A 14,319-nucleotide genomic window follows, 5' to 3' on the forward strand; every position below is an offset into this window, starting at 1 on the left:
GTTAGTTGGAATGAAGTTTGTTTTATAAAAGAAAACCAAAAAATCAAAATCATGAAACGGTTTATTTTCCTTACATTTTTATTCGTTGCTGTTATTTTTTCTTCAAAAGCCCAGTTCGAAAATATCGATTTGTCGGAATATAAATTACCTGAAATTGAGCGGCATCAATTGGATTTTAATTTTAAAAACAATGCAGATTTTACTACTGATTCTTATCAGGATGATCGCAAGTTTTATTTTTTTGATTTGAATAACGAATTGAATGCAGATTATTCATATTTTTTGAATACCGATAAATTTCAAGTGGAAAGATGGATGAACCTAACTTCAGATCTTCAGTTGGACTGGGGAAAAACGAAAAATTTGAAATTTGATAAGGACGACAGATATTACCATTCGTTAAGAGTTGGTTGTATTAGACGTGTTTATCCTCGTCATAATAAATGGTTCTTATCCTTGTCTCCGGAAATTAATGTTAACAGGTTTGTTTATTACAACAAGAACTTATCAAATTATGATGAAAGTTTGAGTGACAAAACGTATTCACAGGATTTGTATTTTGCTCCGAAGCTTGAATTTGGTGGAGGTTATGGTAGAATTGAACAGGTTGGGGATTTAAGAAGAGCGATTTATATTCTGGAAGACTTGGGAAAAAATGACAGATTGGAAAAAATCCCCGGTGAAAATGTGATTTACCAACTGGCAGATAAAGTTGCAGAACTTCGAAATCAGCGCTTTTTTGATTCCCGTTTGCGAAGAATTTTTGAGATAAAAAGCCTCGACTCAACACTTACACAATTGGGGCTGGTTGATAAGACGGATGCAACTTATTTCACCTCTTTATACGACATGTGGAGTTATGGAAACGAGATGAGATATTCAGGGACACGTATTCAGTTTGACCTGTTAGGAAGGATCGATTATCATTTCAGTAAAACCAGGACGGAAGATTATGATTTTCAACTTGAAAAGACAGTCACATCTGATAAAAATGATTTCAAAGATAAAGCAGTTGGTGGATCTGTTACGGTTGATTCTTATAAACCTATAAGGTTAAAATGGCAACGCCATTTTTCTTCAAAGTTATATTTTAATCACTTTTTTATTGATGATACAGATAATAGATTATTGAATGATTATAATACTTTAGCTGCCACAATTTCTTATGGGTATGATTGGTTTTTAAATACACGTACTCATGCATCATTTGGGGTAGTTGGCCGTTATTATAGATATGATTATAATGAAGGAGATGAGTATAATAAAGACCATAACAGAGTCTTTGGTTCTTTTAATGGAGCCTTGCACTATTATTTTTCTCCACGGTTAAAAGCTTCGGTAAACTCGGTTTTGACCCTTAATTGGAATGATAATCCTGATATTTCTACTAATAAACAAACCTTTCTTTCCAATCAACTAATAATAAACTATGCTATCTTTTGATATTACTTTTGTTTAGTTAGCTGTTTCCTGCCTTTTTGTCACCGGATTTGACAAGCTGAAATCCGATTTCAGGCCATTTTGTGTCAGATTTTCGTTAAAACCATCATCTTTTCAGGTGGCACAATGATTGAATAGTATGCATCGAAATTTTAGAAATAATTCATTAAAAAAATATACTAATGGGAAAAATAATTGGAATAGACTTAGGAACTACCAACTCATGCGTATCGGTAATGGAAGGTAATGAGCCTGTTGTAATCCCCAACAGCGAAGGAAAACGAACAACTCCTTCAATTGTGGCTTTTATTGAAAATGGGGAACGCAAAATTGGCGACCCCGCCAAACGTCAGGCTATTACCAATCCCGAGAAGACCGTTTCTTCAATCAAACGCTTCATGGGAGAAACCTACGACAGAGTATCAAAAGAGGTAAGCAGGGTTCCGTACAAAGTAATTAAGGGAGATAATAATACGCCAAGGGTTCAGATTGATGACCGTAACTATTCACCGCAGGAAATTTCGGCAATGGTGCTTCAGAAAATGAAGAAAACTGCCGAAGATTACCTGGGACAGGAAGTGAGTGAAGCCGTAATTACTGTGCCTGCCTATTTTAGCGACTCACAACGTCAGGCAACAAAAGAAGCAGGCGAAATTTCCGGCCTCACAGTTAAACGTATTATCAACGAACCAACTGCCGCATCACTTGCTTACGGTTTGGATAAGCAAGACAAAGACATGAAAATTGCCGTTTTCGACCTTGGTGGAGGTACTTTCGATATTTCCATCCTTGAGTTGGGCGACGGCGTTTTCGAAGTAAAATCGACCGACGGTGACACGCACCTTGGGGGCGACGATTTTGACCAGGTGATTATTGACTGGCTGGCCGAAGAGTTTAAAAAAGACGAAGGCGTTGACCTAAAACGCGACGCAATGGCACTGCAGCGTTTGAAAGAAGCTGCCGAAAAAGCCAAAATCGAGCTGTCGAGCTCAACATCTACCGAAATTAACCTGCCCTACATTATGCCGGTTGACGGTGTGCCAAAACACCTGGTGAAAACGTTATCACGCTCTAAATTCGAACAACTTTCTGATACGTTGGTGAATGCCACCATCGAACCATGCCGCAAGGCACTGAAAGGTGCTGGAATTTCTGCCAGCGAAATTGATGAGGTTATCCTGGTAGGTGGTTCAACCCGTATCCCGGCCGTACAGGAAAAAGTAAAAAGTTTCTTCGGCAAAAATCCATCGAAAGGAGTAAATCCTGACGAAGTGGTTGCCGTTGGTGCAGCTATTCAGGGCGGTGTTTTAACCGGTGAAGTAAAAGATGTACTGCTGCTGGATGTTACCCCGCTTTCACTGGGTATTGAAACCATGGGCGGTGTAATGACCAAATTAATTGAGGCCAATACCACCATTCCAACCAAAAAATCGGAAACATTTACTACTGCCGCTGATAACCAGCCTTCAGTTGAAATTCACGTGTTGCAGGGCGAGCGCCCAATGGCATCGGGGAATAAAACCATCGGACGGTTCCACCTCGATGGAATTCCGCCAGCCCCGCGTGGAGTACCACAAGTTGAAGTGTCGTTCGATATCGATGCCAACGGTATTTTGCATGTTCACGCTAAAGACAAGGCAACAGGAAAATCGCAGTCAATTCGTATCGAAGCTTCTTCCGGCTTGTCGGAAGACGAAATTAAGCGGATGAAAGAAGAAGCTGAAGCCAATGCCGAAGCCGATAAACAGGCCAAAGAAAAAGTGGATAAAATGAACCAGGCCGACAGTTTGATTTTCCAGACTGAAAAACAGCTGAAAGATTACGGCGACAAAATTCCGGCTGATAAGAAAAAGCCAATTGAAGATGCATTGGCCAAACTGAAAGAAGCGCATAAAAACCAGGATATAGCAGCTATTGATTCATCAATGGAAGAACTGAACAAAGTATTCTCTGCTGCTTCTCAGGAAATGTACAATGCGCAGCAAGCCGAGGGTGGCCAGCAGGCAGGTCCGCAGGGCGGACAGGCAGGACCACAGGGTGGTCAGCAGCAAGGCGGCCAGCAAGGTGGCGGCAATGATAAAGACGACGGTGAAGTAACCGACGTTGATTTTGAAGAAGTGAAATAAGAAGCAGATATAACCTGAGGAAATCTACCCCGGGTAATTGCAAGATTAAATGAAGCCCTGCCAGTTTTGGCGGGGCTTTTTTTTTGGGTTGAGCTGGTGACTCTCAGTCACCTGCTCAATAGAAAAAGCAGAGGCACTCCAATTTATTCACCAGCTGACCCGAAGTCAGCAGGTGAAAATGAGGCCGGTTGAGCTGATCATTACAGTTGACCTGCTCAATAAAATTAAAGCTTTTTTATATCCTGATGTTCGTATCCACAATCCAGTTGGTGGGCTGTTTTTTCATGCGCTGCGGAATGTTTTTTAAAATCGAATCCTGCAGCACTTTTATCCGTCGCTCACCCGCATAATTTTTCAGGGTAACCACACTGATTTCGCGGGTCGGCTGATCTTCTGAAAACGCTTTGATTAAATCTTCCTGCTCTGCCGAAACATTAATGGTGGCCAGTTCCGGAATAAAAGTGATACCGCCCTTATTTTCCACAATCCGGCGCAGCGATTCTATTGAGTTGCTGCGGTAAACCAGATTTTGATTGGCCTGCTCCTGGTAGTTGATTTTGCAAATGGAGTTCACCTGGTTTTGGAAGCAGTTTCCTTCTTCAAGGTACCAGATTTCTTCCTCATTCAAATCGGCTATTTTGAGTTCATTTGTGTGGCAAAGCGGGTGATTGGGTGAAATGTAGGCATAAAACCGTTCGTAAAAAAGCGGTTTGAAATCGATTCCGATAGCACTTAACGGAGTGGAAAGAATGCCGCAATCGAGATTGCCCATTTTTAATTCATGAATAATTTCTTCTGTTTTAAGTTCGCTGATTTCAACCTGTAGCTGCGGGTAGTTTTTATTCAAATCGTTAATGAACATCGGAACAAGATAAGGCGCCAAAGTGGGAATAATTCCAATTTTCAAATTGCCAGAGATTTGTTCCCCCATGTCGGTAGTTACTTTGTTCAGCTCCTGAAATTTCAGTAAAATGTCCACCGTTTTCTGGTAAAACACCTCACCTTCAGATGTTAACTCAAGCGGGCGTTTCCGGCGGTCGAGCAGCCGGAATCCAATTTCCTTTTCCAGCTTTGCGATTTGCAAACTTAATGCGGGTTGTGTGATTTGTAGTTTTTTTGCTGCAACAGAAAAACTGCCAAATTGAACCAATGTTTTTAAATATTCCAGCTGATTAATATTAAGCATAAGTAAACTTTATAGTTATATAAAGATAGAAAATATAATTAATAGTATCTTTGAAGTATTGAATAACAAAACAAAAAAATCAATAATTATGAGTACAAAAAATCAAAAATTAGTTGACGAATTAAACGGCCTGCTGGCTGATTATCAAATTTTTTATCAGAATTTAAGAGGATTGCACTGGAATGTAAAAGGGGCCCAGTTTTTTTCACTGCACGAAAAGTACGAAGAGCTGTACAACGAAACAGCCGATGTTGTGGACGAAATTGCTGAACGTATTTTAATGGTTGAAGGACAGCCATTGCACACGTTTGCCGACTATGTGAAAGTTTCCGATTTGAAAGAAGCCGGAACCGTTACAGATGGTAGCGAAGGCGTAAAGATTGTTCTCGACAACAGCCAGGCATTGCTGAAAAAATTGTACGAAGTACTTGAAACCGCCGACGGCGATGAAGGAACTTCAGCTTTGCTCGGTGATTTAATCGGAGCCACCGAAAAACGCATCTGGATGCTGAAATCGTGGCTCGGCTAATGACAAATAATAAGAAGAGTGAATGGCCTCGCAGTTTGCTGCGGGGCTTTTTTTATTCTCCAAAATTGAGCAGGTGACTGAGAGTCACCAGCTCAATAAAAAAAAGCATAACCCAAAAATTATTTACCGCCTTGCCCCTGAAAAATCTCATCAAATGCCTGATTCCCAACAATTATTTTTATTTTTAACTACTGAAACCAAAAGCCGGCTCTTGCAAATTGGATATACACATACATGTATTTTTAGGACAATAAGAGGAAGAAGTATGAAGGTGATTGCACTAAAAAAAAGGTTTTCGGTAGCAAATGAGTGCAATTCTCTTACCTTCAAGCTCCATTCAAACATTTAATTTATGAATAAACGACTTTTTGCAATTGGAGATATTCACGGATGTTTTGATTCATTAAAGGAGTTGGTTGAAAACAAAATACAACTTCAAAAAAGTGACAACCTCATTCTGCTCGGTGACTACATTGACAGAGGAGATAAAAGCAAAGAGGTTATTGATTTTATAATGGAATTACAAAAAAAGGGGTTCAATATTATTCCACTTATGGGCAATCATGAAGCCATGCTACTCGATGCTTTAGAAGCCGAGAAAGATATCTCAAAATGGATTCAAAACGGTGGAGATAAAACATTGAAAAGTTTTGAAATCAATTCTTTGAAAGATGTTGAATCCAAATACATTGATTTTTTTAAAGGTTTGAGGTGCTATTTCGCATTTGAAAATTTTCTTTTTGTGCATGCGGGTTTTAATGACAATGTACTTAATCCTTTTACAGATTATTATTCAATGCTATGGAAATGTAAAGAATCCTACGCAAATCCTTTGTTAGCAAATAAGACTATTATTCATGGTCATAATCTTATAAGTATTTCAAAATGTGAAGATAGAGTTCTCTCTAAACTTGATGTAATTAATATTGATACTGGCTGTGTATATAATGATAAAGAAGGTTTTGGAAGACTAACTGCATATGATTGTAATAATCAAAGAATACTTTTTGTTTGAATTGATATTATAGATATATTTGCGATTCGCGAATCGCGAATTAATGATATTGATTATGAAGAAGCATAATGGAATGCGTCCACAAGATATTGTAGTTCTGTTGAAGATTATTTCAATAAGTGATGGTAAGTGGCGAAATATTGATATTGCAAATGCTATTGGAATTAGTCCTTCCGAAGTTTCTGAAGCGTTAAACAGATGTAAGATTGCAAAACTAATTGATAGTAAAAAAAGAAAAGTTAATATCAATTCTTTTACCGAGTTTTTGGTTTACGGATTAAAATATGTTTTCCCTACTGAACCCGGAGCTATTGTAAAAGGAACTCCAACTGCTCATTCTGCATCGCCAATAAAAGAACATATTTCATCAGATGCTGATGTTTATGTATGGGCTAATGCAAAAGGGACTCACAGAGGTCAAGCCATTGAACCATTGTATAAAACGCTTCCCCAGATAGTTCAGGAGGATAAATTATTCTACGAGCTATTAACCATTCTTGATACCATTCGGGTTGGTCGCGTTAGGGAAATACAAATTGCAATCGAAGAATTAAACAAACGCTTAAAAAATGCCTGGTAATAATATTCTAATGCTGCAAACTGTAGCCAGCGGTTTGGGAGAATTGAGAGACGAAATGGTTTTTGTCGGTGGTGCAGTTGCTGAACTTTATGCCGATAATCCGGCAGCTTCGGAAATCAGACCGACTATTGATGTAGATTGTGTAATTGAGATTAGTTCAAGGCTTCAATTTGCACGAATGGAAGAAAATCTTAGAGCCAGAGGATTTACAAACGATACATCAGAAGGAGCACCGATATGCAGATGGATTTATAAAGACATTAAAGTAGATGTGATGCCAACAGATTCAAGTGTTCTTGGATTCAGTAACCGGTGGTACGAGGAAGGAATTGAAATTAAAATATCAAAAATACTTCCCGATGGAACTGAGGTATTTGTATTTCCACCGGAATATTATTTAGCTGCAAAATTTGAAGCGCACAAAGGTCGAGGTGGAAATGATTTACGCCAGAGTCACGATTTTGAGGATATCATTTATATGCTGGATAATTGTTCAGAACTACTCGAAAGTATAACCAATGCAAATGAGAGTGTAAAAACATATTTAAATGAAGAATGTGCCAATCTGTTGAAAAATGATGGATTAACAGAAGGTATAGAAAGTGCTTTGCCTTATGGTTCAGAAGAGGAAGCTACAGAAATTATAATGGAACTAATCCAAAACATTGCAGATGAGAACCACTTAGGTTAAAAACAAAAATCTCATTAAATGCCTGATTCCCAACAATTATTTTTATTTTTAACTACTGAAACCAAAAGCCGGCTCTTGCAAATTGGATAAACACATAGTTGTTCCTTTTTGATAGCAACCGGCAGAATAACAGGGAATTACTGTTTTGAAGGATAATAAGATATATGTTGCATTGCAACGTGCACGTACGTTAGCCACCATGTTGAAATATATAGGACAGCTCTTGATATAATTTTATTAAGCAACCAATTGAAGTTATTCTTCATCTCAATGATAGAATCTAAAAATAAAGACTATGAAGACAAAATTAACATTTCTCATCTCTATTGTAATGATTATTTCTTGTTCAAAGAAAGATGATTTGACCAGTGAGAAAATAATAAATTTTTCAGTTCAACAGGAAATTAAAATTAAAAACGGAGATATACTAAAAATAAATCTGGGAAACTTCGGAGACGAGGAAGGTGCATGGATTTTTGAAGAACCTCAAAATGCAAAGGTGAGTAAAATATTACGAGAACTATCTAGTAGTTCAATTTTCTATCAATATTCTCCTTTAGATAATTTTACAGGTAAGGACACAGTTGGACTGATACTTAATCGAGGTTCTGATGGAGCAAGTTTGGGAATCAATGACACTACTCGGATTTGTATTATTACCGAATAAAAAATGATAAAACACGGTGGTCAACATTGTGCAAATTTCAGGGCTGCGCCTGGTTTTGTGCGGTCGGCAGGTTCATGCCCGATTTCCCGTATCCTCCGGACAGGAAATCGCACGCAACCCGCCCCGACAACATGTACGAACCGGTTGGCATTCATTTTAAAGCAACCTATTTTAAATGAGATGCATCATCATAAAAAAGATTACCATGAAAAATTTATTTTACTGTTGCATCATACTTTTGATTATTAGTTCCTGCAAAAAGGATATCCTTATTACGGATATTGACTATTCGGATTATCTAAGTAATAATTCTATTACATCAGAAATAATTTTCTATCCTGCTGAAAACTATGAAAATTATAATACGATTGCTATACCTGAATTGAATCTACATTTTATGACAACAGATACCTATTGGGGAGGTGTTCTTTTTTATTCAAAATTCATTGAGAAAAATGAATTAATAATAAGGTTTGACAGTATTCAAACAACAATGACAGCATCATTGGAGCCAAGGTCAGCAACAGCCTATGTTAGCTTGCCTGAAAATATCAATAAAATTTCATTAATTAATGGACATTTTGTGGATAAATATGATGTTTCTATTTCCAAAGAAAAAGTTGAGATTGATTCAATAGTAAAAAATTTTACCGATGTTATAAATGACAAAATATTCAGATATCCTGAGAATACATTTGATTTTACTTGTTGGACTGATTCAACCGACGAAAACTTATGTATTGATTTTTTAAATGTTCTTAAAAATGAGATATCACTGGTTGAATATGAGTTTATTGGTGAAGGTAAAATCCCCTTTCCGTATTATACAAGTAATGAACCAAATCATTTTACAGCCATATTAAAATATGAAGACGAATCTGATTATGAAAAAGCAGGTGAATTACTTAGAGCATATACTTTAGAACGTATTCCACAAAATCAAGGGAAAGGTATTTCCCTATGGGGATGGAATAATAAAAATTTTCATAGTTACACTTTTTATTAAAAAACTATGCCACACAGTACATATTGCAGGACGGGGTTTGGTGGTACGCCAATTGCCCTCGAGTGCTCGGGGTCGCATCGCAGTTCCGTGTCAGGCAGCTGCCGGACAGGAACGCCCGCCTGACCGGACGGGCAGGCTCTCCGGAATCCGCCCCGACCACATGTGCCAACCGTTGAATGCAAGGCTAAAAAGACAGCGGTACACTAATAAATGGATTATAAATTTGAAAAAACGGATTGAAAATATTGTCTCACTGATTGAAGGTTGGTGCAAGAAAAAATTAGTTTTTGCCCGCCCGCTCCTGTCCACCAATTGGCGGAACAAAGTCAGAGAAGCCCTAGTACATTGCACACAACTTTTACAGTATTTTCGGGATTTGCAAATCGCACAGGCAGCCTTACAATTCGAAATTTGCAAAAGAGTGCTGCTTTCTTCCTTAAACTCAAGTTGTTTTTCTATATTTATTGTTTTTAAAAGATTATGAGAAAATATCCATTACACTATATGAACGAATATGATTTTGAGCAACTTACAATATCAATTTGCTCAAAAATACTAGGTGAAGGAGTAAAGCCCTTTGCTAAAGGTAGTGATGGAGGGAGAGATGGAAGTTTTAAAGGTAAAGCAACCAGTTTTCCAAGTGAACAACAACCTTGGGATGGTAAGTTTGTTATTGAAGCAAAACACACTAGCAAAGAAAATGCTAGTTGTTCAGATTATGAGTTTAAGAAAAGACTCAAAAACGAAGTTGTTCCTGCGATAAAGAGAAATCTTGAAAACAACAAAGTTGACTATTACCTTTTATTTACAAATAGGAAACTGACAGGTAAGCAAGATGAGAAAATTGAAGACTATATAGATGAAGAAACTGGAGTTAGAAATATAATAATTGGAGATGAGCATATTCAACAGTTTTTGAGGTCTTATCCTGATATTGTAAGGTCTGAAAATTTAAATCTATTGCTTCGTCCATTACAATTCGATGAAGAGGACTTGAAAGATATTGTAATTAAAGTTCATGAAAATATTCCAGGCAAAGAAGAATTAGAAAAAAATTACAAGGAAATTAAATATTTGAACTTAGATAAGAAAAATGAACTGAATGATTTAGGTGAAGAATATTTTAATAATGTGTTAAAAAACAGTTTTCATTACTTTGAATCAATAAAGACTTTCTTGAGTGATACAATTAACGAAGAATACAAAGAGCTATATTACGATACTGCAGATGAGATTAATGCAAAAATTAATTTGAATAGAGAGGACTATGCTTGTTTCGAATCTTTACTGGAAGATTTTTTCGATTATGTGGTGACAAATAACAAAGATTTAAAAGGGAAAAAACGACTTGTTCGTGTATTTTTGCATTATATGTATTGTAACTGTGACATAGGAAAAAAAGAATAATGCTAGCACCTGATAAACATACAAATATAAAGTATTCCTTAATTTACGTTTCTGGTATTGTGCTTAAAACAGTTCAGAATAATGGAATTATCAGATATGATGAGTTGCTAAATACAACAATTAAACAAACCGGGAATCAAGCAAAGGATGTTTTTCAATTTGCTCTGTCGTTTTTATATCTGAATAACAAGATTCTGTATAATCAAAAACTTGATTCAATTACAACTACTGAATAATGAAATTAGTTAGGGTATATTCAAATAAGAATTTTATAAACATTAAAATGGATCACCATTTTAATGTTGTCCTTGCTCGGATTTCAGATATGGAAAGCAAAGATGATGCTCATAATCTTGGTAAAACTTCTTTAGTACATGTTATTAATTTTCTTTTACTTGGAAAATTCAATAAGAATTTCTTTGAAAATGAATTGTTCAATGGCCAGATATTTTACGGTGAAATTGAGTTAAATTCTGGTAAATTTTTAATACTTCGAAGACAGGTTGATTTTCCAACTAAAATATCATTTAAACTAAATGAGAATAAACAAAATGATTTCAATGTACCTGAAAGTTGGGATTATGAAGATATAGGGTTTGAAAAAGCCCAGAAAACAATGGATGCCTACTTAGGCTTTGATGTTTTGAAGAATTATAGTTATAGAAAATCTATTACCTATTTTCTCCGCACTCAGCAGGATTATTTGGATGTTTATAAACTGAATAAATTCCAGGGCAAACACATCACATGGAAACCTTTTGTTTTTGAATTATTGGGGTTTGATGGTAGTCTTATAACAAAAAAGCTTGAACTTGAAGAATTGGCTGAAGAACAAAAAAAGAAAATTGTTATTCTAAAACAAGAAGCCAATGTTGATATCGGTGAAAAAGATAAATTACTCGGATTAATTGATATAAAAGAACAAGAAAAAAATAAGACCGAAGCTACAATTGATAAGTTTGATTTTTTTGAAAAAGATAGCAGCATTAACCAGGAGATAATTGATGATTTAGATTTTCAAATTCAGACATTTAATACAGAAAGATATCGAATTGGATATGAGATCACGAAAATTGAAGAATCATTAAGTGAGAGTAATAATGATATTAACATTGAAAAGCTAAGGATTTTATATCAGGAAGTAGAACTGTATTTTCCTGAAAACATTGAAAAACAATTTGATGACCTTATAAAATTTAACAAATCAATTACAACCGAAAGAAACAAGTTTTTAAAAGAGAATCTTTCTTTACTAAAGGATGAATACAAGGAAATTGCAAGACAAATCAAAATATTAGAGCTTGATAAAAGTGAAAAGCTCTCCTATTTGACTGAAAGGGATAGCTATTATAAGTTCAAAGGATATCAGAAATCATTGGCAAAGCTTGAAGCAGAAATTGAGCGTTTGCAAGATAAAGTAAAGGCAATTGACAAGTCTGTTAAAATTGAACAACAGATAAAAAATATAAATAATAATATTGAGAATGCCATAGATAATATCAATGATGCAATTGCACAAAGAAACCATGCAAATATAAACCGAACCTTCAATTCTATTATTTATGATATTCTTGATACTAATGCACTTATTTCGATTACTCAGAATAAACAAGGTAATGTAGAATTTGATGCTAACTATCAAAATCCTGAAGATTTACTTTCAACATCCGAAGCTCAGGGTACCACATACAAGAAAATCCTCTGCATGGCATTTGATATAGCACTTTTAATACATTATTCAGATAAATCATTCTTTCGGTTTGTTTATCATGATGGGATTCTGGAGGGGCTTGATGACAGGGTTAAAGTAAGATTATTGAACAAGGTCAAATCAATTTGCGAGGAATATGATATTCAATATATTTTATCTTTAATTGATTCTGACATTCCTGTTTTGAGTGATGGATCAAAATACCAATTCGACGATAAAGAAATTTGTCTGGAATTAAATGATAAAGATGATTCAGGTCGCTTGTTTTTACACAGTTTTTAACCATGTGGACGATTAGCCAACCCCACACAGCCAAGCAAAAAAAAGCAGGAGCCCCGTTTCCGGGACTCCCGCCAATTAAAATGAACAAACTCAAACAAACATTAGTTATCCACCACCTCGCGGGCGGCTATGTATCCGTTGTAAAAATTGGCATCGCGCCGTTTAAAAATTTTCATCACGTTATCCAGTTTATTCTCCAGAATTTGAGTGGCATCGGTAAAAAGTTGTTCCAGCTCTTTGGTGGCCTGCACCGAGGCAATTTTGTAGGCCCGTGGCTGGCCGTTCATGGTTTTTGCAACGCGTTCAGCACTTATTGTAATGCGGTTAGCGGTTATTGAGATGCAGGCAGCACTTGTTGAGCTGGGCACTCCCGGTCGCCTGCTCATAAAATGGCTGTAAAGCAAAACCTATTCACCAGCTGCTCCACCAGCCGGCGGATAGCAGGTGAAAGGAAAAATCCCCATTCAATAAAATCCAATTTTATGCGTTATTACACCGGTTCAAATCTTTAAGCTATTTTTGTTCCCACACAAAAGAATGATTTATGCGATTGTTATTTTTCAGCCTGCTTTTATGTATTCCGTTTTTGGCCTCTTCACAAATCAACCAAACCGATGCCAACGGTTTGCGCCAGGGCAAATGGCAAAAAAAATACCCCAACGGCAGATTAATGTACGAGGGCGAATTTAAAGACGGGGAACCGGTAGGAAACTGGACACGTTACCACACCGGTGGACAGGTAAAAGCAAAAATTGAGTACGATGAAAAATCCGACTCGGCATTTGTGCAACTGTTCGATAACCGGGGCAAAAAAGTAGCTCAGGGGACTTACATCGATGAAAAGAAGGAAGGCAAATGGACGTTCTTTTCTGATAATGTGAAATTTTCGGAAGAACAATATGTCAACGATAAAAAACACGGAACTTCCCGGAAATTTTACCCTTCAGGCGAAGTGATGGAAGAGGCCGAGTGGGAAAACGGCCGTCAGGAAGGAAAGTACCAGGTCTTTTTTAAAAATGGCAAACCCTACATGCAATGCAAATTCAGCAACGGGAAACGAAATGGCCTTTGTTTGTCGTATTTCAAAAACGGAAGACTGGAAATGGAAGCGCATTACAAAAACAATCTGCGGCACGACGACTGGAAATTTTACAGTGATTCCGGCGAATTGCTTTACACCTTAAAATATGACGAAGGCGTTTTGCTGAATCCTGAAGTGCGCGACAGTATTGGCAATCAGGAAATAAAAAACCTGGAGCAAGGGAGGCAAAACATTCCGGATCCGGAAAAATTCATGCAGGATCCCTCCGAATACATGCGGCAAATGCAAATGGGCAGGTAGTGTTGTGTCAATCATGTTTTGTCATTTTTCACGAAGTGATGCCTATGGCAGAATCTGAGCCCGCCTGAATGACTTCGCCGGGCAGGAAATCTGCTCCTACAAAAAGGTTACTGCTCAGTAAGTGTAATATGTTGATTTTCAATATCCCCATGCTTTAGCTTGGGGTGGGGTATTGCAACTAACCGGTAGTTTTGGCTGGATTTTTGTTTTTCTTGAACAAAAATCAGGACAAAACGGGTTGAAAACTAACAGTTTATATTTTCCTTGTTCTGCTGAGTAGTAATACAAAAAGAGATTTCTCCTCCTGCGTCGTCTTCCAAAGGGATCTGCCGTAGGC

General features: G+C 36.8%; 15 protein-coding genes. 13 read left to right on the forward strand and 2 right to left on the reverse strand.

The window, feature by feature from the left end:
• The first annotated feature begins 51 nt into the window (after positions 1-51).
• Positions 52-1,443 carry a hypothetical protein gene (locus BUC07_RS04585; protein WP_139279468.1) on the forward strand — a complete coding sequence of 464 codons (1,392 nt, stop codon included), beginning with the start codon at positions 52-54 and terminating at the stop codon, positions 1,441-1,443.
• A 179-nt stretch (positions 1,444-1,622) separates the two neighbouring features.
• Positions 1,623-3,566 (forward strand): molecular chaperone DnaK, encoded by a 1,944-nt coding sequence (gene dnaK, locus BUC07_RS04590; RefSeq protein ID WP_073166247.1) that lies wholly within the window; start codon positions 1,623-1,625, stop codon positions 3,564-3,566.
• A 235-nt stretch (positions 3,567-3,801) separates the two neighbouring features.
• Here the strand turns inward: dnaK and BUC07_RS04595 are convergent, their stop codons facing one another.
• A complete protein-coding gene (locus tag BUC07_RS04595; protein WP_073166249.1) occupies positions 3,802-4,752 on the reverse strand; it encodes a hydrogen peroxide-inducible genes activator in 951 nt (316 codons plus the stop codon).
• A gap of 88 nt (positions 4,753-4,840) precedes the next feature.
• Between BUC07_RS04595 and BUC07_RS04600 the strand changes: the two genes are divergently transcribed.
• The 10 genes from BUC07_RS04600 (at position 4,841) to BUC07_RS04640 (ending at position 12,640) form a co-directional block, all read left to right on the forward strand.
• The gene (locus BUC07_RS04600) at positions 4,841-5,281 is read left to right on the forward strand and encodes a Dps family protein (protein WP_073166252.1); all 441 of its coding nucleotides are present in this window, start codon (positions 4,841-4,843) and stop codon (positions 5,279-5,281) included.
• 22 nt (positions 5,282-5,303) lie between these two features.
• Entirely contained in the window at positions 5,304-5,630 is a 327-nt protein-coding gene (locus BUC07_RS20615) for a hypothetical protein (protein ID WP_139279469.1), read from the forward strand.
• 3 nt (positions 5,631-5,633) lie between these two features.
• Complete coding sequence (locus tag BUC07_RS04605; protein ID WP_073166255.1) at positions 5,634-6,296, forward strand: metallophosphoesterase family protein; 663 nt, start codon at positions 5,634-5,636, stop codon at positions 6,294-6,296.
• Between the two features lie 55 nt (positions 6,297-6,351).
• On the forward strand, positions 6,352-6,876 hold the full coding sequence (locus BUC07_RS04610) for a helix-turn-helix domain-containing protein (protein ID WP_217652647.1): 525 nt from the start codon (positions 6,352-6,354) through the stop codon (positions 6,874-6,876).
• Positions 6,866-7,567 (forward strand): nucleotidyl transferase AbiEii/AbiGii toxin family protein, encoded by a 702-nt coding sequence (locus tag BUC07_RS04615; protein WP_073166257.1) that lies wholly within the window; start codon positions 6,866-6,868, stop codon positions 7,565-7,567. Before BUC07_RS04610 ends, BUC07_RS04615 begins: the two co-directional genes overlap by 11 nt.
• Before the next feature lie 295 nt (positions 7,568-7,862).
• Positions 7,863-8,234 (forward strand): hypothetical protein, encoded by a 372-nt coding sequence (locus tag BUC07_RS04620; protein ID WP_073166260.1) that lies wholly within the window; start codon positions 7,863-7,865, stop codon positions 8,232-8,234.
• Between the two features lie 205 nt (positions 8,235-8,439).
• Complete coding sequence (locus BUC07_RS04625; protein ID WP_139279470.1) at positions 8,440-9,240, forward strand: hypothetical protein; 801 nt, start codon at positions 8,440-8,442, stop codon at positions 9,238-9,240.
• Positions 9,241-9,720: 480 nt separating this feature from the next.
• The gene (locus BUC07_RS04630) at positions 9,721-10,647 is read left to right on the forward strand and encodes an ABC-three component system protein (RefSeq protein WP_139279471.1); all 927 of its coding nucleotides are present in this window, start codon (positions 9,721-9,723) and stop codon (positions 10,645-10,647) included.
• Positions 10,647-10,883: an ABC-three component system middle component 6 gene (locus BUC07_RS21590; protein WP_073166269.1), complete on the forward strand. Its 237-nt coding sequence runs from the start codon at positions 10,647-10,649 to the stop codon at positions 10,881-10,883. Before BUC07_RS04630 ends, BUC07_RS21590 begins: the two co-directional genes overlap by 1 nt.
• The gene (locus BUC07_RS04640; RefSeq protein WP_073166272.1) at positions 10,883-12,640 is read left to right on the forward strand and encodes a DUF2326 domain-containing protein; all 1,758 of its coding nucleotides are present in this window, start codon (positions 10,883-10,885) and stop codon (positions 12,638-12,640) included. Before BUC07_RS21590 ends, BUC07_RS04640 begins: the two co-directional genes overlap by 1 nt.
• A gap of 101 nt (positions 12,641-12,741) precedes the next feature.
• Here the strand turns inward: BUC07_RS04640 and BUC07_RS04645 are convergent, their stop codons facing one another.
• On the reverse strand, positions 12,742-13,026 hold the full coding sequence (locus tag BUC07_RS04645; protein ID WP_139279472.1) for a hypothetical protein: 285 nt from the start codon (positions 13,024-13,026) through the stop codon (positions 12,742-12,744).
• 158 nt (positions 13,027-13,184) lie between these two features.
• On the opposite strand from BUC07_RS04645, the gene BUC07_RS04650 reads away from it, so the two are divergent.
• The gene (locus tag BUC07_RS04650) at positions 13,185-13,982 is read left to right on the forward strand and encodes a toxin-antitoxin system YwqK family antitoxin (RefSeq protein WP_073166277.1); all 798 of its coding nucleotides are present in this window, start codon (positions 13,185-13,187) and stop codon (positions 13,980-13,982) included.
• Positions 13,983-14,319: the final 337 nt, after the last annotated feature.

The organism is Tangfeifania diversioriginum (assembly GCF_900141875.1).
Lineage (GTDB): Bacteria > Bacteroidota > Bacteroidia > Bacteroidales > Prolixibacteraceae > Tangfeifania > Tangfeifania diversioriginum.

Bases quoted from the DNA above. Each gene is read 5' to 3' on its own strand.
- BUC07_RS04585 (WP_139279468.1), top strand. From the start codon at position 52: ATGAAACGGTTTATTTTCCTTACATTTTTATTCGTTGCTGTTATTTTT.
- dnaK (WP_073166247.1), top strand. From the start codon at position 1,623: ATGGGAAAAATAATTGGAATAGACTTAGGAACTACCAACTCATGCGTA.
- BUC07_RS04595 (WP_073166249.1), bottom strand. From the start codon at position 4,752: ATGCTTAATATTAATCAGCTGGAATATTTAAAAACATTGGTTCAATTT.
- BUC07_RS04600 (WP_073166252.1), top strand. From the start codon at position 4,841: ATGAGTACAAAAAATCAAAAATTAGTTGACGAATTAAACGGCCTGCTG.
- BUC07_RS20615 (WP_139279469.1), top strand. From the start codon at position 5,304: ATGGCCTCGCAGTTTGCTGCGGGGCTTTTTTTATTCTCCAAAATTGAG.
- BUC07_RS04605 (WP_073166255.1), top strand. From the start codon at position 5,634: ATGAATAAACGACTTTTTGCAATTGGAGATATTCACGGATGTTTTGAT.
- BUC07_RS04610 (WP_217652647.1), top strand. From the start codon at position 6,352: ATGAAGAAGCATAATGGAATGCGTCCACAAGATATTGTAGTTCTGTTG.
- BUC07_RS04615 (WP_073166257.1), top strand. From the start codon at position 6,866: ATGCCTGGTAATAATATTCTAATGCTGCAAACTGTAGCCAGCGGTTTG.
- BUC07_RS04620 (WP_073166260.1), top strand. From the start codon at position 7,863: ATGAAGACAAAATTAACATTTCTCATCTCTATTGTAATGATTATTTCT.
- BUC07_RS04625 (WP_139279470.1), top strand. From the start codon at position 8,440: ATGAAAAATTTATTTTACTGTTGCATCATACTTTTGATTATTAGTTCC.
- BUC07_RS04630 (WP_139279471.1), top strand. From the start codon at position 9,721: ATGAGAAAATATCCATTACACTATATGAACGAATATGATTTTGAGCAA.
- BUC07_RS21590 (WP_073166269.1), top strand. From the start codon at position 10,647: ATGCTAGCACCTGATAAACATACAAATATAAAGTATTCCTTAATTTAC.
- BUC07_RS04640 (WP_073166272.1), top strand. From the start codon at position 10,883: ATGAAATTAGTTAGGGTATATTCAAATAAGAATTTTATAAACATTAAA.
- BUC07_RS04645 (WP_139279472.1), bottom strand. From the start codon at position 13,026: ATGAGCAGGCGACCGGGAGTGCCCAGCTCAACAAGTGCTGCCTGCATC.
- BUC07_RS04650 (WP_073166277.1), top strand. From the start codon at position 13,185: ATGCGATTGTTATTTTTCAGCCTGCTTTTATGTATTCCGTTTTTGGCC.